We start from the raw sequence: 21,309 nt of genomic DNA, 5'->3' as shown, positions 1-21,309 counted from the left end.
AAAAGTTCCCAACCATAAGCGCGAGTTAAGGGTGTGCTGCTAGCAAGTTTACACCTTAAGGAGAATCCTTTGCGCGTCCTCACCTGCCTCGCCCTTGAACACCATTTCCCAAGCGTCCTGCTGGCGGGGCTGGTGTGTCTGCTGAGCTGTTTGCTCAGCATGCGTCTGCAGCGGCGAAGCGAACAGAGCGATGGCGGCGTGCAAGTGGCGTGGCTGGTGATCACGGCCATCTGTCTGAGCGCCGGGATCTGGTCCACCCATTTCATCGCCATGCTGGGATATCGTCCCTCTGCGACTGTCACTCTGGATGTGGACCAGACGGCGCTGTCCGCCCTGATCATTATGTGCGGCACGATTGTCGGCAGTTATCTGGCCACCCTGTCATGGTCGTTCGCGCGCGCTCTGGCCGGCGCCGTGGTCGGGCTGTCCGTCACCGGCATGCATTATGTGGGCATGGCGGCCTATCACCTGGACGCCATTGTGACCTGGGATTTGCGGTATGTGATCGCCTCGGTCGTGCTGGGCGTCTTCTTCGCCTCGCTGGCGTTTGAAGTGTCAGGCCGTTTCGACAAAGGCCTGAAAAAGCTCATTCCGGGGCTGATGTTGGCCTTGGGCGTGGTCAGCCTGCACTTCACAGGCATGGGGGCGATGATGGTGATCCCCCTGGGCGTGTCAGAAGGCCTGAACCCGGTCACCTTCCAGATCCTCGCCTTCACCACCGCCGTCACCACGCTTGTGGTGGTGGGCGCCGGGGGCATCGGCTATGCGGTCGAAGCGGGGCTGCGCGAACGCGCGGACCGGCGCATGCGGCATCTGGCGCTGCATGACATCGTCACCGATCTTCCCAACCGGGCCTGTTTTTCCGCCATGGTCGATCACGCGATTGAAACGCGTAAAGACAAGCGCCTCGCCGTCCTGATGATCGACCTCAACCGGTTCAAGGAAATCAACGATGTCTGGGGCCACCAGGCCGGCGACACCGTGTTGTGCGACATCGCCGACCGGTTGCGCGGGCATGAGCGACCGGGCGGGTTCGCGGCGCGTCTGGGCGGCGACGAGTTCGGCATCGTCATTCCGGTCGAGGACGAAGCGGCGCTGACTGAAGAGCTGAACCTGATCGATTCGCTGTTCCAGACGCCGGTGCGTCACGCTGATTTCGAGATCGTCACCAGCGCCAGCCTGGGCGTGGCGCTCTATCCTGACGACGGGGAAGATCGCGAAACCCTGATGCGCAATGCGGATCTGGCCATGTACAAGGCCAAGACCGACCCGCTGCACCGCATCCAGCATTATGAACACGCCCTGGGCGAGGCCGTCCGGCAGCGGCGCGAGCTGGCGCAGGATTTGCGCCGGGCGCTCGAGCTCGACCAGCTGAAAATGCATTACCAGCCGCAGATCGATCTCAAGACGGGCGAGGTCTGCGGCTATGAAGCGCTGGTGCGCTGGCCCCACCCGGTCCGGGGCATGGTGTCGCCCGCCGAGTTCATTCCGCTGGCCGAAGCGAACGGCCTGATCGGACGCCTGGGCGACTGGGTGCTGGAGACCACGTGCGAGGAAGTGGCGCGCTGGCCGGGTTCGCCCAAGGTGGCGATCAACCTGTCCGCCATCCAGCTCAACGACCCGCATCTGGTGGGCAAGGTGCTGCAGGCGATGGTGTCGACCGGGCTGAGCGCCAGCCAGCTGGAAATCGAGCTGACTGAAACCGCCCTGATCCATGATTTGCGACAGTCACTGAGCGTCCTGCGGCGGATCAAGGCGCTCGGCGTCTCCATGGCGCTCGATGATTTTGGCACCGGGTATTCGGCGCTGGAGACCTTGCGGCAATTCCCGTTCGACAAGATCAAGCTCGACAAGGGATTCACGGACGGCCTGTCAGACGGCGGGCGCTCCCGCGCGGTGATCAGCGCCGTGGTGACGCTGGCGCGCAATCTCGGCGTTCCTGTGCTGGCTGAAGGCGTCGAGACGGCGGATCAGCTCGAACTTCTCAACATGGTCGGCTGTGAGCAGGCGCAAGGCTATCTGATCGGCCGCCCGGCGCCCGGAGAGAACGGCGCGCCGCCCGCGGTGCAGGACGTGATGTGGCGACCGGCTGACCCGGCCGCCACTCAGACTGGAACCTGATCACAGCGCCTAGCGGAACGGCGGCTCGTCAAAGCTGCGCAGCTTGCGCGAATGCAGCGCATCCGCGCCCTGACGCTTGAGGATTTCCACCGCTTCGATCCCCGCCGCCAGGTGTTCAGACACCGATTTGGCGTAGAAGCGATTGGCCGCGCCGGGCAGTTTCAACTCGCCATGCAAGGGCTTGTCGGACACGCACAACAGCGTTCCGTAAGGCACCCGCAAGCGGAAGCCGTTGGCCGCGATGGTGGCGCTTTCCATATCCACGGCGATGGAGCGCGACTGGTTGATGCGCCGCGCTTCCTGCGTATAGCGCAGCTCCCAGTTCCGGTCGGCATAGGTCACCACGGTGCCCGTGCGCAAACGGCGCTTGAGCTCGCCCGCATCATCGCCGCTGACCGTCTCCACAGCTTCTTGCAAGGCGACCTGGATTTCCGCGATCGGCGGGATCGGGATCTCCACCGGCAATTCGCGGTCCAGCACGCTGTCATAACGCAGATAGGCGTGCGCCAGCACGTAATCGCCCAGACGCTGGGAATGACGCAGACCGCCGCAATGGCCGATCATCATCCAGCATTCAGGCCGCAGCACGGCCAGATGGTCGGTGATGTTCTTGGCGTTCGACGGTCCGACCCCGATATTCACCAGGGTGATGCCGCGGCCATCCTTGGTCTTCAAATGATAGGCCGGCATCTGGAAGCGCCGCCAGGGCGCCGCGCTGATCTCGCCCACAGGATCTTCGCTGCTGGCGTCTACATGGACGAAGCCCGCCGCAGACAGGGAGTCGTATTCGGTGTTCTCGTCCTTGACCTGCTCGACCGCCCAATCCACGAACGCATCCACGTAGCGATGATAGTTCGTAAACAGGATGAAGGGCTGCACATCCTCGTAGGGCGTGCCGGTATAGTGCCGGATGCGTTGCAGCGAGTAATCGGTGCGCACCGCGTCAAACAGGCTCAGAGGCCGCGGACGTCCGGGTATCGAAGGACGCTCGCCATTGGGCAGCGCATCGTCGATGCCCGCCAAATCCGCATAGGGAAAATGGCGCACCAGCTCGGCGGGCGAGGCGGCGTCCATGTCCAGATCGTCCGCACCGTCGAGCACATAGGAGAAGGGTATCTCCTGCACCGACAGGCCGGTTTCGATTTTCACCGGATACATGTCCGACAACAGCTCGATCTGCTCGGTCAGATAGCGGCGGAACTGTTCGGGATGGGTGATCGTCTGCTCATAGACGCCCGCTTCGGAAAACTTGCCGAAGGCGCGGCTGATAGGCGGCACGGCTCCGTCAGGCTGGTAGATGATGCGCAGGGCCGGATAGGCGAAGGCGCCCGAGAACCGGTCCGCCTCGGACGGCGGCGGGCCGCCCTCGAGATAGATTTTCAGCTCTTCGCGCAGCGCCTTGACCGACGCTTCAAACATCACGCACAGCCGGTCCACCGCCTCGGCGGCGGTGGCGGCGCGTTTGAAGGTCTTCTCGACAGCCTCGTGTGACACGATGTCAGTATCGCCCAAGGCCTAGTCCTCGCGCTTGACGAAAGTCACCGTGAACAGCGGCTCGCCGTCAAACACCTTCTCGGTCTTGCCGTCTTCGTCAATCATCTGAAAGGCGGTGGGCTCGATCCGGCCTTCCATGCGATAGCCGCGTTCGGCCATGCGGCCGCGATGAAATTCGAGAGCCGCCGCCGAAAACGTCTTGGCCAGGAAAGTGATGCGATGCGGTTCGTCTGCCATGACGGCCTCCTTAAAACTCAGGTGCGCGCGAAGCGCGGTCTCTAAGTCGTACCGCTATCTCCGCGCGCTTCCAAGCCGGGATGACCACCCAGAGCGTGCGACTTACTGCGCGGGGCAGCGCCCGCCGGTCACGCGCGCCACCTCTGACGGATCGCCGTCGGTCTCAGCAGGGTCCAGCCCCAGCGCGCAGGCGATCATCAGATAGACGTTGACGTTCTCGAACGGAGCGACCTCGCCCACCCCGTCAAAGCGGGGACCAGCGGCGACGAAGGTCGCGCCCATGACCGGGTCCAGATTGTCATAACCGTGATTGCCCGGAATGATCCGGCGCGGCGATTGCTCGAGGCTCGGCGCGACCAGAGACCAGCCCGCCTCCGCCACCACCAGCAGGTCAGGGCCGCGCGTGGGATGGTCGAGATGGTAATGATCGGGCATCTCGCCCGCCTTGTAGGCGACCACATGATCATTGCCCGATGCGTTGATGGCGTCATGCGCCTCATCAATGGCGGCGTCATCCCCGTCTTCGGAGAACAGGAAGATGTAAGGCTGCGCGCCGGCGCCCCAGCGCCCTTCCATGTGCGGCGAGTACACGCGCTCAAAATCGATCCAGTCATCGACCGCGACGATGCGCTCATCTGAAAGCTGGGCCATGCCATGGTCGGAGACGATGATGATGTTGGTGGTGTCCAGAAGGCCGCGCGCTTCAAGCCCGGCCACCAGCTGGGCCACATAGCCGTCCACTTCCGCGACGGCTTCGGCGACCGCCTCGTTCTCGGGCCCGTTACGATGCGCGACGCTGTCCACGCGATCGAAATAGACCGCCGCCAGCCGCGGCATGTCTTCGGCTGGCGCGTCATACCAGGCCAGCACCTCGTCCACGCGCTCCTGATAGGGCTTCTCATGCTCGTACGGCGTCCAGATCGACGGGCGCAGGCCGTCATGCTCCACTTCCGAGCCCAGCCAGAACATGATGGCGCTGGTGAGCCCCTCACGTTCGGCGGTGGTCCAGATGGGCTCGCCCTGCCACCAGAACGGATCCTGCGCCGACATCGGGTTCACAAACCCGGTGCGCGCCTCGCGGTCATAGGGCGCGTTTTCTGTCATGCCATGGTTTTCAGGATAGAGCCCGGTGGCGATGGAGTAGAAGTTCACGAAGGTTTTGGACGGCATGACCGGGATCATCCGCTCGGCGCGCACCCCGCGCTCGGCCAGCGCCTCAAGGGTCGGCGCATCATACAGATCCAGGAAGTCGGCTCGGACGCCGTCGAGCCCGATCATCAGGACGCGCTCAGGCTGCTCGGTCGCAGCAACATCTGGCGCAGAGGCGGTCTCAGAGACGCTGGCGCAGCTCGCCAGCACCAGCGCACTGCAAACGGCGGCGGTATTTACAAATGACCGGAACATGACGCATCCCCATGCGATGACAGTAAAATCTGCGCTCGCCCTACCCCATGGCGCCGCCGGGGTAAAGTGACGGTCTCGACAAGAAACTTTCGCACTGCAGCATGGCGGGCTATGTCCATCGTCCTGTTGAAATTCTGGACGATCCGATGACTGATCAATCCCTGCCTTCCTCGCGTATCTGGACTGTTTTGAAATTCGGCGGCACCTCCGTGGCCAAGCCGGAAAACTGGGCGGTTATCGCAAAGCTTGCGAAGGCCCGGATCAAACAGGACAAACCGGGCGGCAAGGTGCTGATCGTCCATTCAGCCCTGTCCGGCGTCTCAAACCGGCTCGAAGCCCTGCCCGACAAGGCGCTCAAAGGCGATGTCAGCGTCGAGATCGCCGCCATCAAGGCGGTGCATCTGGATTTCGCCGAGAACGCCGCGCTCGACGGCCCCACTTTGCTGGCGTCCCATTTTGAGACACTGGATCGCCTGGCCGCCGGCATTGCGCTGGTGCGTGAAGCCAGTCCGCGCGTGCGCGCGGAATTGCTGGCGCTGGGCGAACAGATGGCGAGCGTTCTGGGCATGGAACGCCTGCGTCAGGAAGGGCTGAGCCCGGTTCTGCTGGACGCCCGTGATGCGCTGAAAGCCTCGTCTGACAGCACCGACGCCAGCGGCTATCTGTCCAATTCCGTCATCGAAGGCGCCGACAAGACGCTGCAGGCGCGGCTCAAAGACGCCGACCTCGTGCTGACCCAGGGCTTCATCGCCCGCAATAGCCGCGGCGAGACCGTCTTGCTGGGCCGGGGCGGGTCGGACACCTCGGCGGCCTATTTCGCCAACAAGCTCGAAGCGGCGAAGCTCGAGATCTGGACCGACGTGCCGGGACTCTTCAGCGCCGATCCGCGCCTGACCGAGGGCGCGCGCCTGCTGCAGGCGCTGTCCTATGACGAGGCGCAGGAAATCGCGACCATGGGCGGCAAGGTGCTGCATCCGCGCTGCATCGGCCCGGCCCGCCGGGCGAATGTCCCTGTGGAAGTGCGCTCCACCTTGCGGCCGGAACTCGCCGGCACCTTGATCACGTCCGAGCCCGGCGATGACGCGCCGCAGCTCAAAGCCGTGTCGGTGAAGACAGGCGTGCGCATCGTCGCCATGGAAGGCGCGGGCATGTGGCGGCAGGCGGGCTTCCTCGCTGATGTGTTCGCCTGTTTCAAGGCGTGCGGCGTGTCGGTGGATCTCGTCTCCACATCCGAAACCAACATCACCGTCAGCCTGGACCCCGACCCCAGCCTCGACCAGGCGCGGCTCGACGCCCTGCGCGCGCGGCTTGAGCCGTTCTGCCGGGTGAAGATCATCGAGGACGGCGCCGCCGTGTCGCTCGTGGGTTATGGCGTGCGGCGCATCCTGCACAAGCTCGCCCCGGCGCTGGAAATGTTTCAGGACAAGCCGATCCGGCTGGTCAGCCAGGCCGCCAATGATCTCAACTTCACCGTGGTGGTGGATGAAAGCGAGGGCCGCACCCTCGCCGCCCGCCTGCATGAAGAGCTGATCGCGCCCGCCCCCTCCGGCCCCGTCTTCGGGCCGAGCTGGGCGGAGCTCAATGACACCGCCGCCGCCAAGCCACAGCGCCCCACGCCCTGGTGGGCGACCAAGCGCGACCAGCTGATCAAGCTGACCCCGCAAACCGGCGGGCGCTATGTCTATGACCTTGAGACGATCAAGGCCCGCGCCAGCGCGGTGGCGGGCATCAAGAGCGTCAATCGCGCCTTTTACGCCATGAAGGCCAATCCGCACCCGGAGGTCCTCAAGACCATTTTCGAGGCGGGCCTCGGCTTTGAGTGCGTGTCGCCGGGCGAGCTGATGCGCCTGAAAGACACCTTCCCCGGGCTTGATCCGAAGAAAGTGCTGTTCACCCCCAATTTCGCCTCGCGCCATGAATACGCCGCCGCGATCGAGCTGGGCACGAACCTCACCATTGACGGCCTGCATCCGCTGACTCACTGGCCTGACATGTTCAGGGGCGCGGAGATCATCCTGCGCATCAATCCAGACCGTCCGCGCGGCCACCACCAGCATGTTCAGACCGCCGGGCCGAAAGCGAAATTCGGCATTCCGCTCGACCAGCTCGACGCCGCGCGCGAGGCCGCCGCCAAAGCCGGCGCCAAAGTCATCGGCCTGCACGCCCATGCGGGCTCGGGCGTGGTGGAGGCGAACCATTGGCGCGAGATCGGGGCGATCCTGGCTCGCGCCGCCGAGGGCTTTGACGATATCCGCATCCTCAATGTGGGCGGCGGCCTGGGCGTGCCCGAAAGCGCGGAAGCGCCCGCGCTCGACCTGTCAAAAGTGGACGCCGAACTCGCCACGCTCAAACAGGCCCTGCCTGATTATGAAATCTGGATGGAGCCGGGCCGCTATCCGGTGGCCGAGGCGGGCGTGCTGCTGTCGGGCGTCACCCAGATCAAGCACGCCTTCGGCACGCGCTTTATCGGCCTTGGGACCGGCATGAACTCGCTGATCCGCCCGGCGCTCTATGGCGCGCGGCATGAGATCGTGAACCTCACGCGCTATGATGAAGAGGGCGCAGGCATGGCCTCCATCGTCGGCCCGATCTGCGAAAGCGCGGACCTTCTGGGCGCCGACCGCCTGATGCCCGACACGCAGGAAGGCGACGTCATCGCCATCGCCGAAACCGGCGCCTATGGCGCGGTCATGGCCAGCCGGTATAATTTGCGCGAACCGGCGGACGAGGTGGTGATTTAACTCCTCCTGCCCCTGTCATCCCCCGCTTTATGCGGGGGATCCATGCCGGTTGTAATGATCTCAGGTCACGGCGTGAGTTCGCCGGGTGAACCGGCGAATGACACTCATAGGGACTGAAACCCCGGCCAAGCTCAGCGCCGAGCCGGGGCCTCAATCAGGATTGAGCGCCAGACGCGGAGGGAGGTCCCGGATCGCTGCGCGTCCGGGAATTTATTCGCCACCTCTTCTCTTCCCCGGCCCCAATCGAGTTGAGGGTAAACACCGACCGGGGCCCAGAGACAGATAGGCTGCGTTCCATGATCTCTGGATCCCGGCCTGCGCCGGGAAAGAGGAGATGAACAAAAAAGCCCCGGTCACATCGACCGGGGCTTTGTCGTTTCAGGGATGACGCGGCCTAGTCGTCATCATCCTCGTCTTCATCGTCGTCATAATCCGCATCCACCATCGCGGCGGTGGCGCTCCAGCCATAGGCATGGGTGATGACGTGATGGAGGGTGTGTTGCTCCATGGAGCCGTCCACCAGATGGGCCCAGGGGCCGACAGCGTAGGCGATGACGTCTTCGCCCGAATGGGTTTCAGAGCCCATGGGCACCGCCGCTTGCTGGCGATAATCAGGGTCCATGACGATTTCGTCGGTCAGGGGCTCGGCATCGTCGCCGCGCGGACGCAGCGGTCCGCCATTGTGATAGCCCAGCGTGGTGTAGGGACGACCGTCGCCCGCCGGCAGCGGCGGGGTTTCAGCGTCACTGAGGTTCGGGGCGGGCGGTCGCACCAGCCCGAGGATCGGATTGCCGCGACGCGGATAGCCCGCAATGGTGAACACATGGCCGTGGTCGGCGGTGACCAGGATCAGCGTCTCGTCGAGATCCACCATCTGCTGCGCCCGATCAATGGCTTCAGAGAACGCCAGCGCGTCATTGAGCGCGCGCGCGGCGTTGGCGCCATGGTGGGCGTGGTCGATCCGGCCACCCTCAACCAGCAAATAATAGCCGTCGTCATTGTTGGAGAGCCGCTCGATGGCGAACTCGGTCAGCTCGGCCAGAGACGGCTCCACCGCCGCATCGCGATCCAGTTCAAAGCTGAGATGGGAGTTGGTGAACAAGCCCAGCACCGGCGCGTCGTCGTCTGCATCCAGCGCGTCAAACCCGGCGCGATCCTCGATATAGACGCCGCCCAGATTCGCCCATTCGGCAGTGAGATCGCGGTCGGCGCGCTGGCCGCCCTGCTCCTGGGTGACAAAGGCCGCCCGGCCGCCCCCCAGCGCCAGATCAAGGCCATCGCCATACTCCCCTGTGCGCGTGCCGATCAGCTGCGCGGCGATGTCGGTGCAGCCCGCCGCTGCGGCATCCGCCGGCAGCGCCGTGTCGGTTTCCCAGTTGCGGCTGGTGACATGGGCGTAGGTGGTGGCGGGGGTGGCGTGCGTCAGCCGCGCCGAGGAGACGATGCCCGTGGACAGGCCGCGCGCTTCCGCCATCTCGACAAGCGTCTGCGGCACCGGGCCGCCCTGACAGGGTTCGATGGTGTCGCGTGCATAGACCGAGATGGCGCCTGAATGGGTTTTCACACCGGCATGAATGGCGGTCGCGGTCGCGGCGCTGTCAGGCACTTGCGCATTGTCGGAATAGGTCTTGATCAGCGCCGAATGGCCCCAGCGCTCGAACGGCAGGTAATTCTCCTCGCCGCTCATGCCGCGGTTCTGGCCGTCGAGGATGCGGGCGGCGGTGATCGTGCTGAGGTTCAGACCATCACCGATAAAGACGATGACGTTACGCGCCCGACCTTCGCGTTCGGGCCGCGCCAGACGATCCAGAATTTCGCTTTGCGCCAGCGTGCGCCAGTCTGCGCCCGGTCCGTCAAATTCGGCGGGAGCGACGGCGGCGGCCTCGGGTGCGTCATCATCACGGCCCGACCAATCGATATCGGACTGAACATTGACGGACTGACAGGCGGTGAGCGCCAGGGCGCTGACGGATAAAAGTATGGCGCGGACGATCATGATGGATCCCTTCTCAAACTTGAGCGTTGTTTAGCGCGGGAATGTGACGGATCAAAGCATCTCCCCTGACTTCCCTGCACGCGTGGCCTAGGGTGATCGCCTTCTTGGAGAGTAGACGCTTGAAAACCTTGTCCCTTGTGCTCAACGCCCATTCTGGAACCACCCGAGAGCTGGGACGGGACAAAGTGCTCGACGCCGTCACGCGGTCCGCCGACTGGGCGAAGGTGATCGTGCATGACTGCGAAGACGGGTTTGAAGACTGCATCAGCCAGGCTTGCGCCGCTGCGTCAGACTATATCGCGGTGGCGGGTGGGGACGGCACCGCGGCGGCGGTGCTCAACCAGCTCGTGAAAACCCAATGCAAGACGCCGGTGATCGCCTTGCCGCTGGGGACGGCGAACCTTTTGCCCAAACGGCTTTATGGCGACCGCTCCATCGAGACCATTCTGAAAGAAGCGCCTGCTTATCCCATCGAGCCGCTGCACGCCGGCGAGGTGGAGGGGCATCTGTTTTTCTGCGCCCTGATGGCGGGCTTTCCCGTCCGGGTCGGCCAGGCTCGCGAGGCCCTGCGCCCCGACGGAGACGGCCGCCGTCCGTTGCGCGCCCTGACCCGGTTGCGTCAGGCGCTGCGCGCATTCCTGAAGACCCGGTTGCGATTGACCCTGGATGATGACGAGGTGCGCAAGCTGAGCCGCGCCAACGCCTTGATGACCATTCCCGGCGGCGCCATGACTATGATCCACGGCGCCCGTCCGGGCGATGAGGTGCTCGAGCACATTTTCACCCATACCGATGATCTGGGCGACGCTCTGGGCGCGATGACCGGATTTCTGGGTGAGATGCTGAACATGGGGGAGCTCGCGCCCCAACGCTCCTATGAAAGCGCAGTGCTGGACGGCCCGTCAAAAGTCACGGTGATGCTGGACGGCGAAACCCTGACCCTGAAGACTCCGCTGCGCATCACCTTAAGGCCCAACGCCGCCCTGTTCGCTGCTCCGGAGGCCCAGGCATGACTCGACTGGCGCAGATTTCAGACCTGCATTTCGGCGCGGAATCCCCCGGCCTGCCCGACGCCTTGCTGGAGAGCCTCGCCGCGCTCAAACCCGACGCGGTGATCGCATCGGGCGATTTCACCCAATATGGCCGCCGGCGCGAGTTTGACGCCGCACGCGATTTCTTCAGCGCCATTGATGCGCCCGTGATCGCGGCGCCGGGCAATCACGATACGCCCTATCTTAACCTCGCCGCCCGTGTCGCCGCGCCCTGGGCGCGCTTTGAAAAACGGCTCGGCCAGGGCGTCACGCCCAGCTGGCGTTCTCCGCTGGCGGCGGTGGAATCCTTTCTGACAGCGCGTGGCCTGCAAGCCCAGCTCGACTGGTCGCTGGGCCGGGCCAATCCCAGGCAAGCCGCCAAAATCGGACAGATGCTGTCTGATTTTAATGGTCTCAAAGTCGTCGCCGCCCACCATCCGCTGGTTGCGCCGGGCGGCCTGCATGGACGCGCGAAGACTCATGGCGGTCGCGAAGCCGCAGAGATCTTCGCCCAATGCGGCGTCGACCTGGTGGTGACAGGCCATCTGCACCAGGTGTTCGCCCTGCCCCAACGCCGCCCCGACGGCAAGGCGTGCTGGTTTGTCGGCGCGGGCACGGCGCTGTCTCACCGCACACGCGGCGAACCGCCCAGCTTCAACCTGTTTGAGCATTCCCTGGAAGGCCTGAGCCTGACCGTCTATGCCGCACAAGACGGCGAGAACCGCTTCGCCCCGATCAAGACCCAGGCTCTGCACGGCTAGCGCATCCCGCCCACTGATGAAAAACCCCGGACGCGGCGCGCCCGGGGCTGATCCAGTTGCAGTCGCGTCAAACGCTTACTCGGTGACGCGCTCCGCCAGGATTTCCTGACCACTCTGTTGCAGCGTGACAGACGGAGCCGGATCGCCTGGTGAGAAGACAAGGCGCGCATCCACGCCGGACACCAGAAACTCAACGTCGCTGATGGCGTTGATGGCGATGGGGTCCTGGCCTGTGAGCTGGGCTTCCAGAACGCCGGTCTCGGTGAACCGGATCTCAAGCACCGCAGCGCCCAGCGCATATGCGCCCACATAGGCTTCAAGCGTGCTGGCGGGCAGTTCGATGACGTCAGGCTGCTCGGGCACGGGGCCGGACCAGAGCGCGGGTTCCGCCTCGCTGGCGCCTTGCTGATACATATTCATCTGGGACGTCCCATCGGGTGATGACACGATCTCAAACCAGGTCAGGCTGTTGGGGCCGTAAAAGAACCGATTGTCGCCCGCCGGAAAGACCTCGCTGGCGCTGGCGCCAGAGCGCAGCGTGTACAGCTGGCCGTCACGAGCGAAGAACTGACGCGTGTCGTCCGTGCCCTCAATCGCATAGACCCCGTACAGATCTTCCAGGCTCGTCAGATCGGTCTCGACCGCTTCAAACAGCGGATAGGGATCGTTCAGCGCATAACTGGCGATCCGCCGCATCAAGACGCCCGCATCAAGCGGCGGTTGATCTGAATTGGCCAGCACGGTGACGTACAGATTGTCGTCCGGCACATAGACGCTGTCAGTGTTGAAGCCGAAGATCCCGCCGCTATGGCCGATCGCGGGATGGCCGCGCACATCGTCCACAGTCAGGCCGAAGCCATAGGGAATCTCCGTCCCGTCCGCCATCTGGGTCGGCGCCGTCATTTGCTGATAGAGCTCCGGCGAAACGATCTCGCCGCCATGAAGCGCTTCAAGCCAGAGCGCCAGGTCTTGGGTGTTTGCGATCAGCGCCCCTGCAGCGTGGGGCACGCTCATGTGAATGGGTGTGGACGCTTCAATCTCACCGTCATCGTTGAGGGTGTAGCCAGACGCCATGTTCGCCATGGACGCGCTGTCCTCGCCATAACTCAGCGTCTCAAGACCGAGCGGTTCAGCGATGCGCGCCTCGACAGCCTCGTGCCAGGCCATCCCGGTCTTCATCTCGATGATGGCGCCGAGAAGGACATAGCCTGAATTGTTATAGGCATAGGTCTCGCCCGGCGCGTTGGGCGAAGGCAGGCCGGAAAACTCGGCGATCAGCGCGTCGGTCGTATACGCCCTGTTGGTGTTGGCCTCGACCATCCAGCCCGGAATGCTCGTATAGGACTGAATACCGGAGGTGTGGTTGAGAAGCTGGCGCACGGTTGCGCTGGCGCCCGGCGCATCAAAGCCCTCAAACAGGTCACCGATGGTGTCGTCGAGGGAGAGTGCGCCCTCGTCCACGAGCTGCAAGATCACGGCGGCGGTGAATTGTTTGGTGATGGAGGCGAGGCGGAAGACGGTGTCAGGCGTCACAGCGTCCCCCGTTTCCAGATTCGCCAGCCCGGCCCCGCGCGCGTAAACGACATCGCCATTCTGGCGCACCAGAACCGAAACGCCCGGCGTTTGCGCCGTCCAGTGGGCCTCAATCAGGGCGTCGGCCTGGTCGGCCCAATCCGGCGCGGGATCGGATTGAGCAAAACCTGCGTTGAAGCCCGCGCCCATCAAGGCGACGGCGGATAGTCCGGCGCGTAACATGCTTGGCATTCGTCTCTTCCTTCTTTCAAGGCCTGGTCCCGGCGCCCCACCCTGTTGCGGGGCAAAAAATAACCCCGGGCGGCGAGCCACCCGGGGTCGTCAGTCATAATGATGCACGAAGTGCGCTTACCAGATGCGCACGCGCTGTTCTGGCGGCAGATAAAGCTCATGCTCTTCGGTGACGCCGAACGCTTCGTACCAGGCGTCCAGGTTCCGAACGACGCCGTTGATGCGGTATTGCGGCGGGCTATGAGGTCCTTGCACCAGCTGAGCGCGCAGGGCGTCGTCGGTGTACAGGTTGCGCCAGACTTGCGCCCAGCCCAGGAAGAAACGCTGATCGCCGGTCAGACCGTCGATCACCGGCGCTTCGCCGCCATAGACTTCGTCCACATAGTCACGCCAGGCGGTGTAGGCCATTTGCAGGCCGCCCAGATCACCGATGTTTTCGCCCATGCTCAACCGGCCGGACACGCACATGTCGTCGATCGGGCAGAAGCCGTCATACTGCTCGGCGAGCACGGAGGAGCGCTCTTCAAAGCGGCTGTTGGTTTCTTCCGTCCACCAGTCGCGCAGACGACCCTCAGAGTCGTACCGGCGGCCGTTATCGTCAAAGCCGTGGCCGATCTCGTGACCGATCACGCCGCCAATGCCGCCAAAGTTCAGCGCCGGGTCCGCGTTCGGGTCAAAGAACGGCGCCTGCAGGATGCCGGCAGGGAAGGTGATCTGGTTTTGCAGTGGATTGTAGCTGGCGTTGACGATCTGCGGCGGCCAGCCCCATTCACGCGGGTCGACCGGATTGGCCAGGTCTTCCAGCTGCTCGGCCCAGCCGCGTTCGGCCATGCTCACCCGGTTGCCGAAATAGTCATCGGCGGAAATCTCAAGGCCCTCATAGGTGTCCCAGATTTCCGGATAGCCGATGCGCGGTTCGAAGGTGGACAGCTTGGTCAGCGCCTGTTCGCGGGTCTCGTCATCCATCCATTCCAGCTGCTCGAGGCGGCCGCGGAAGGCGGTGGTCAGACGGTTGACCAGGTCTTCCATCTGGGTTTTCGAGCTCGGCGGGAAGTGACGCTGCACATAGATCTGGCCCACGGCGTGGCCCAGGGCGCCGCCCACCAGGTTCACGCCCCGGCGGTCGCGCGGACGCTGTTCGGTCTGACCGCGCAGGGTCTGGCCGAAGAACTCAAAGCTCGCCTGATCAAATTCGGCCGGCAGCCAGGAGGCGCGGTCGGAGATGAAGTGGAAGGTCATCCACGCCTTGATGGTGTCGATGTCGGTCTCGGCGAAGATTGCGGAGGTCTGCTCGATGGCGGTGGGCTGCACCACGATCAGGTTTTCAACGTCCAGACCCAGCGCCTGAGCGCCTTCGACGAAGTTGAAGGACGGCGCCAGCGCGTCCAGCTCGTCCATGGTCATGACGTTATAGGTCTGCGTCACGTCGCGGCTGTCTTCGCGGGTCCAGTGCGCCTCGGCGATGCGGGTTTCCAGCGCCAGAATGGCGTCGGCGTTGGCTTCGCCGTTCTCAAGGCCCGCCAGCTCATGCAGGCGGATGATGTAGTTGCGATAGCCGTCGCGATACTGCTGGAAGCGCTCGGTGTCTTCGAGATAATAGTCGCGATTGCCAAGGCCCAGACCGCCCTGGAACAGGCGCAGCGCGTTGACCGTGGGATCGGACGGATCCGCCCAGACCGCGAAGCCGTAAGGCGACTGATGGTGGATCGAGTTGAACAGGGCCGCTGCATCGTCCAGCGTCTCGACCGCGTCGATTTCAGCCAGATACGGCTGAAGCGGGGCGACGCCCGCCGCTTCGATGGCGTCGGCGTTCATCCAGGAGGCGTACAGATCGCCCACCAGCTGGCTGTTGGAGCCGGCTTCACCGCCTTCAGCCGCGGCGTCATCAATGATCGCCTGAACCTGTTCTTCCGCTTCCAGCGCCAGGATCGAGAAGGTGCCGTAGCGAGAAAACTCGCCCGGAATCTCGGTTTCCGTCAGCCAGGTCCCGTTGGCGAACTGGTTGAAGTCGTCACCGGCGTGAACGCTGGAATCCATGCCGTCCACGTCAAAACCGAACGTGCCATAGACCGGCGCGGCGGCGGTTTCGGTGGCGGCGACTTGCGCGCCAGAGTTTGAGTCAGCAGGCGCGTCGGCCGGGCCGCACGCCGCAAGGCTGAGCACGGCGAGCGCCGAGCATGACAGCAGCATTTGTTTCATATGATTTTCCCCTTGATCGTCACAGATGACGTCTGCCCGGCGCGCCGGGTGATGTCATAATTGTGCCGCACCCTCACGTTCGCCAAGATGGATAGCAAGTGAAATTGCTGAAAGTCTGGGCTAACCCCATGAAAAAGCCCGGCGCCGAGGCGCCGGGCTTCAACGGTTCCGATCAGAGGTTGGTCTACCAGATCGAAACGCGTTGTTCGGGCGGCAGATAGAGCTCATCGCTCTCATCCACGTCGAACGCGGCGTACCAGGCGTCGATATTGCGCACCACGCCGTTGACCCGATACTCGGACGGGCTGTGCGGGTCGGTCCGCAGACGGCTGATCAGATTGTCCTCGCGATACAGGCGACGCCAGACCTGAGCCCAGCCCAGGAAGAAGCGCTGATCGCCGGTGAAGCCGTCAATGACCGGCGCTTCGCCGTCATAATGCTCGTCCACATAGGCGCGCCAGGCGGAGTACGCCATTTCCATACCGCCCAGATCGCCGATGTTCTCACCCAGGGTGAAACGGCCATTGACGGTGTGGCCTTCGAGCGGTTCGAACTGGTCATACTGGGCGACCAGAGCGTCCGAGCGTTCGACAAAGCGCTCATTGGTCTCCGCCGTCCACCAGTCGCGGATGCGGCCCTGAGCGTCGAAGCGGCGGCCCTGATCATCAAAGCCGTGGCCGATTTCGTGCCCGATCACCGCGCCGATGCCGCCGAAATTGACCGCCATGTCGGCGTTCGGGTCAAAGAACGGCGCCTGCAGGATGCCGGCGGGGAAGGTGATCTGGTTCAAAAGCGGATTATAGCTGGCGTTGACGATTTGCGGCGGCCAGCTCCATTCGCGACGATCCACGGGACCGGCGAGATCTTCCAGCTGTTCCGCCCAGGCGAATTCGGCCATGCGCATGCGGTTGCCAAAATAGTCGTCCGCTGAAATCTCGAGACCTTCATAAGTGTCCCAGACTTCCGGATAGCCCACGCGCGATTCAAAGGTGGAGAGTTTCTCCAGCGCCTGCTCGCGGGTCTCGTCATCCATCCAGCTGAGGTTTTCAAGGCGAATGCGGAACGCGTCGCGCAGGCCGAGCACCAGCTCGTCCATCTGGGTTTTGGATTCCGGCGGGAAGTGCCGGTCCACATAGATCTGGCCCACGGCATGGCCCAGCGCCCCACCGATCAGATCCACGCCGCGCTTGTCGCGATCGCGCTGTTCTTCGACGCCATTGAGGGTGCGCGAGAAGAACTCGAAACTGGCCTGATCAAAGTCATCGCCCAGCCAGCTGGCCCGGTCAGACAGGAAGTGGAAGGTCATATAGGCCTTCAGCGTGTCCAGATCCGTTTCGGAGAAAATCTCACCGGCGTCCGCGATGGCGCTCGGCGTGGCGACCATGAAGCGTTCCTGGCCGCCCAGGCCGAAACGCTCGAGATTGGCGCGGAAATCAAATGGCGGCGCGAGCGCCTCCACTTCATCCAGGCTCAGCACATTGTAGATCTCGGTGATCTCGCGGGTGCGCTCCTGGGTCCAGTGAACCTCGGCCAGCGCCGTTTCCAGCGCCATGACCGCCTGGGCCTTGTCGGCGCCGCTGTCAATGCCGGCCAGATCGAAAATGCGCTCGATATAGGCGAGATAAGCCTCGCGATAACGGGCGGAGGACTCATCGTCTTCCAGATAGTAATCGCGATCGGGCAGCCCCAGACCGCCCTGCCCCATATAGAGGGTGTAGCGGCTGGTGTCGGCAGGGTCGGGGATCACGCCAACGCCCCAGGGAGAGGCGTAATGCACGCTGGCGAACAGACGCGCCACATCCTCCCAGCTATTGGAGGCGTTGATTTCGTCGAGATAGGGCTGCGCCGGCGCCAGGCCGCGCGCATTGATCGTGTCGGCATCCATCCAGGACTTGAACAGATCACCCACCAGCTGGGCGTTGGAGCCCGGTGCGGCGTCTGTGGCGGCGGCTTCGTCGACAATTTCGCGCACATGCTCGTCCGCTTCGATGGCGAGCTTGGTGAACATGCCGTAATTGGAGCGGTCGGACGGAATTTCCGTACGCTCAAGCCAAGCCTGGTTGGCGTACTGGAAAAAGTCGTCGCCGGGATCAAGCGTGGCGTTCATGCCGGTGGCGTCAAAGCCGAAATCACCCAGCACCGGTTCCTGAATGGCGAAGGCGGGCGTGGCGGCGGCGAGCGCGATGAACGCGGCGCCGGTCATAAGATGTTTCATCATTTTCCCCTTTGAGATTTTTATTGCAGGCGCCTCAAAAAGATCGGCGTCAGAGGTAAAAGTTGTCGCGCGGAGCCTGTGAGGCAGCACTCCGCGCGACAATCCGGAGGGTTCATTCGGCCGGAGCCGCGCCCTCTTCAGGATGGCCCACATCAACGCCGTCCAGGCCAGAGTCATGACCACTATAGCTGTCGCCGACGCGGGGCTGTTTCTCACCGGTCCACATGCCCTTGAAGAAGCGGCCGATATCCGCGCCGATGGCATAGAGCGCCGGCACCATCAGCAAGGTCAGGAACAGGGCGAAGATCACCGCGAAGCCCAGCGAGATCACCATGGGCTTGAGGAACTGCGCCGCGGTGGAGCGTTCCGCGATCATCGGCAGGATGCCGATAAAGGTGGTGACCGTGGTCAGCAGGATCGGACGGAAGCGTTGCACGCCCGCATCCACCAGGGCCTGCATGGCCCCCACGCCGCGATCGCGCAGCCGGTTCACAAAGTCCACCAGCACCAGGTTGTCGTTGATCACGATCCCGGCCGCCGCCCCGATGCCGAACATGGAGAACAGCGCGAAGGGCTCGCCCAGGATCAGGTGGCCGAACACCGCCCCGGCATAGGCCATGGGGATGGCGGTCATGATCATGATGGGCTGGGCGTAGGACCGGAACGCCACCGCCAGCAGGACATACATCATCACCAGCATCATCAGCTGATACTTGATGACTTCGGCCAGGAACTGGGCTTCGCCCTCCGCCTCGCCGATGGCCCCGGTGGAGATGCCCGGAAAGCGCTCTTCCCACTGCGGGAAGAACTCTTCCTGCAATTCCTCGCGGATGCTGGCCGCCGCGTCATTGTCGGTCAGCTCGGCGCTGACCGTCACGGTGCGCTGACGCTCACGACGGCGGATCTGGTTGATCCCCGGCGCAAACTCGGCGTCGACCACGGCCGCCAGCGGCACTTCCCGGCCGTCGCTGGTGCGGATGCGCAGATTGTTCACCGCATCCAGGCTGTTGCGAGCCTCCCGGGGATAGCGAACCATCACCCGCACATCCTCGCCGTCACGCGGCAAGCGCTGGACTTCATAACCGTAGAACGCCTGGCCGACCTGACGGGTCACGTCCGCCAGCGTCAGGCCCAGAGCCCGTGCGTCGGGCCGCAGCGTCAGACGCAGCTCGTCCGCGGAGGACTGCAGATTGTCCACGATGTCATAGGTGGTCTCGAACGTCGCCAGATGCTGGCGCAGCTCCGCCGCCGCCGCTCGCAGAACGTCGAGATCGGGGTGGTTGATGGCGAACTGGATCGCCGGACCATTGCCGTTCAGCGTCGCTTCGAAACGGATTTCCTCCGCGTCCGGCACAGGGCCGAGCGCATCGCGCAGACGCTGCGCCACATCCGCTGTCGGGATCCGTCCCGGACGGTTTTCCGGCGGGGCGATGTTGATCCAGGCGCGCACCGCGCCGTCCACGGCGAGGGTGGAGCGCGAGCGGATCATGTCGTCTTCGTCCGGAAACTCCTCGCGATACGCCTGCTGAACTTCCAGCTCGGCCTCGTCCAGACGCGCCCGGATTTCATCGGTGCGCGACCAGGGCGTGCCTTCGGCCAGCTGGATGTTCACCCGGATCAGATCGCTCTCGATTTCCGGCATGAAGGCAGATTTCACATAGCCGTTCGCCTGCAGGGCGATGGCCAGGCCGAACACGCCGATGAAGAACATCAAGGTGGCGTAGCGCAAGCGGATCGCCGTCGCCAGGATCGGCCCGTAAACGGCGTGCGCGAACCCGAGCAGGCTATCGGCGATCATCGCCTGGAACTTGATGAAAGGCCCGAAGAACCCGTCCGTGCGCTGCGGTTTGATATGCGCCAGGTGCGCCGGCAGGATCAAAAGCGATTCAATCAGCGAGAAGCCCAGGGCCGCAATGATCACCAGCGAGATCTGACGGGTGAACTGAACCTCGGGTCCCGACAGCATCATCCAGGGCGCGAACGCCATCATGGTGGTGATCACGGCGAACACCACAGGCTTGGCCACCATCTGGGTGCCCACGACTGCGGCCGTCAGGCCCTGTTCGCCCCGTTCCACACGGGCGTGAATGTTCTCACCCACGATGATGGCGTCATCGACCACCACCCCGATCACGATCAGGAAGGCGAACAGCGACAGGAAGTTCAGCGTCAGACCGATCATCGGCAGCACCAGGAAGGCGCCGGCGAAGGCCGTGGCGATGCCGATAGTCACCCAGAAGGCCACGATGGGCCGCAGGAAGAGCACCAGAATGCCCAGCACCAGCACCAGACCCAGCAGGGCGGACGAGCCGATCACCTGCAATTGCGAATTGAACTGGTCGGCGCCGTCCCACCACACCGACAGCTGAACGGTGGAGGGCAGTTCGGTGTTCTTGCGCTCGAGATACTCCTTCATGGCGTTGGACACGTCGATAATGTCCGAGCTGCCGGTGGAGCGGATCGCGATGATCACCATCTGCTCGCCATCAAAGGTGGCGTTCAGATTGGCGTCCACCAGACCGTCAATCACGGTCGCCACATCGCCGACGCGCACCACGCCGCCATCAGGCGTCTGACGCACGATGATGTTTTCAAAGTCGTAAGCGGTGTCCGCCAGCTCTCGCGAGGCGATGCGCACATCGCCCAGATCCGTCCGGACCGAGCCGGCCGAGGTGTTGATGGAGGTGCTGGCGATCGCCTGGGCGATCTCGGCGAAGCCCACGCCATAGCGGCGCATGTCTTCTTCCGACACTTCAATCGCGACTTCCTCGCCCAGCGTGCCCATGATCTCGACCAGAGAGGCGCCGGGGATGGTGGAGGAAATCTCGTTGCGGATTTCACGGGCGATCCGTTGCAGATCACGGCGGTCAATCTCACCATGCAAGGCGAAGCCGGCGATCTGGTCGGAGTTCTGCCAGCGCGAGACCTGCGGGCGATAGGATTCGCGCGGCAGGTTGTTGATGGAGTCCACGCGCAGCTTGATCTCGTCAATAAAGGCCGAGGCTTCCTGGCTGGGCAGACCGGACACATAGACCGAGCCTGAGCCTTCACGGGCGACGGCGGAGAGTTCGTCCACCCCGTCCAGATCGCTCAGCGCTTCTTCAATGCGCACAATGATCTGTTCTTCAATCTCCTGGGGCGACGCGCCCGGCCAGGCGACCGAGATCGATGCACCGGGGAAGACGGCGCCGGGGTTGTTCTCCCGTTGCATGGAGAAATACCCCACGACGCCGCCGATCAGCGCGATCAGCATCAGAAGGTTGGCGGCCACCGAATTCTTGGCCCACCAGGCCAGGATGCCGGTGTGTTGGTCATGTTCAGGATTATGAACCATGATCGTTCTCCT

The 21,309-nt window shown here is 63.8% G+C and carries 12 protein-coding genes; 4 read left to right on the top strand and 8 right to left on the bottom strand.

The window, feature by feature from the left end; genetic code table 11:
- The first annotated feature begins 69 nt into the window (after positions 1 to 69).
- The gene (locus B3M53_RS00890) at positions 70 to 2,121 is read left to right on the top strand and encodes a putative bifunctional diguanylate cyclase/phosphodiesterase (protein ID WP_160093383.1); all 2,052 of its coding nucleotides are present in this window, start codon (positions 70 to 72) and stop codon (positions 2,119 to 2,121) included.
- Positions 2,122 to 2,130: 9 nt separating this feature from the next.
- On the opposite strand, the gene B3M53_RS00885 is transcribed toward B3M53_RS00890, so the two are convergent.
- The 3 genes from B3M53_RS00885 to B3M53_RS00875 all read right to left on the bottom strand — a co-directional run bounded on the left by B3M53_RS00885 (position 2,131) and on the right by B3M53_RS00875 (position 5,256).
- Complete coding sequence (locus tag B3M53_RS00885) at positions 2,131 to 3,633, bottom strand: AMP nucleosidase (RefSeq protein ID WP_273019404.1); 1,503 nt, start codon at positions 3,631 to 3,633, stop codon at positions 2,131 to 2,133.
- A gap of 3 nt (positions 3,634 to 3,636) precedes the next feature.
- On the bottom strand, positions 3,637 to 3,852 hold the full coding sequence (locus tag B3M53_RS00880; protein WP_022701476.1) for a hypothetical protein: 216 nt from the start codon (positions 3,850 to 3,852) through the stop codon (positions 3,637 to 3,639).
- A 102-nt stretch (positions 3,853 to 3,954) separates the two neighbouring features.
- Positions 3,955 to 5,256, bottom strand: a complete 1,302-nt coding sequence (locus tag B3M53_RS00875) for an ectonucleotide pyrophosphatase/phosphodiesterase (protein ID WP_273019406.1) — start codon at positions 5,254 to 5,256, stop codon at positions 3,955 to 3,957.
- A 146-nt stretch (positions 5,257 to 5,402) separates the two neighbouring features.
- On the opposite strand from B3M53_RS00875, the gene B3M53_RS00870 reads away from it, so the two are divergent.
- Entirely contained in the window at positions 5,403 to 7,997 is a 2,595-nt protein-coding gene (locus B3M53_RS00870) for a bifunctional aspartate kinase/diaminopimelate decarboxylase (protein ID WP_273019408.1), read from the top strand.
- A gap of 394 nt (positions 7,998 to 8,391) precedes the next feature.
- On the opposite strand, the gene B3M53_RS00865 is transcribed toward B3M53_RS00870, so the two are convergent.
- Complete coding sequence (locus tag B3M53_RS00865; protein WP_273019410.1) at positions 8,392 to 9,993, bottom strand: alkaline phosphatase; 1,602 nt, start codon at positions 9,991 to 9,993, stop codon at positions 8,392 to 8,394.
- 119 nt (positions 9,994 to 10,112) lie between these two features.
- On the opposite strand from B3M53_RS00865, the gene B3M53_RS00860 reads away from it, so the two are divergent.
- Together B3M53_RS00860 and B3M53_RS00855 are read left to right on the top strand one after the other, a co-directional pair.
- Positions 10,113 to 11,006, top strand: coding sequence for a diacylglycerol/lipid kinase family protein (locus tag B3M53_RS00860; RefSeq protein WP_273019412.1), 894 nt, complete (start codon positions 10,113 to 10,115; stop codon positions 11,004 to 11,006).
- On the top strand, positions 11,003 to 11,785 hold the full coding sequence (locus B3M53_RS00855; protein WP_273019414.1) for a metallophosphoesterase family protein: 783 nt from the start codon (positions 11,003 to 11,005) through the stop codon (positions 11,783 to 11,785). The genes B3M53_RS00860 and B3M53_RS00855 overlap by 4 nt, the downstream gene beginning before the upstream one ends.
- A 75-nt stretch (positions 11,786 to 11,860) precedes the next feature.
- Here the strand turns inward: B3M53_RS00855 and B3M53_RS00850 are convergent, their stop codons facing one another.
- The 4 genes from B3M53_RS00850 to B3M53_RS00835 all read right to left on the bottom strand — a co-directional run bounded on the left by B3M53_RS00850 (position 11,861) and on the right by B3M53_RS00835 (position 21,297).
- Positions 11,861 to 13,549: a serine hydrolase domain-containing protein gene (locus tag B3M53_RS00850; RefSeq protein WP_286799468.1), complete on the bottom strand. Its 1,689-nt coding sequence runs from the start codon at positions 13,547 to 13,549 to the stop codon at positions 11,861 to 11,863.
- A gap of 117 nt (positions 13,550 to 13,666) precedes the next feature.
- Positions 13,667 to 15,748, bottom strand: coding sequence for a M13 family metallopeptidase (locus B3M53_RS00845; protein WP_160093376.1), 2,082 nt, complete (start codon positions 15,746 to 15,748; stop codon positions 13,667 to 13,669).
- 184 nt (positions 15,749 to 15,932) lie between these two features.
- A complete protein-coding gene (locus tag B3M53_RS00840) occupies positions 15,933 to 17,963 on the bottom strand; it encodes a M13 family metallopeptidase (RefSeq protein ID WP_273019418.1) in 2,031 nt (676 codons plus the stop codon).
- Positions 17,964 to 18,075: 112 nt separating this feature from the next.
- Entirely contained in the window at positions 18,076 to 21,297 is a 3,222-nt protein-coding gene (locus B3M53_RS00835) for an efflux RND transporter permease subunit (RefSeq protein ID WP_022701467.1), read from the bottom strand.
- Positions 21,298 to 21,309 lie beyond the last annotated feature (12 nt).

The sequence above is a fragment of the Oceanicaulis sp. UBA2681 genome, from assembly GCF_002354675.1.
Classification (GTDB): Bacteria; Pseudomonadota; Alphaproteobacteria; order Caulobacterales; family Maricaulaceae; genus Oceanicaulis; species Oceanicaulis alexandrii.
The sequence above is the reverse complement of the archived record's forward strand: the minus strand, read 5'-3'. Positions and strand labels throughout refer to the sequence as shown.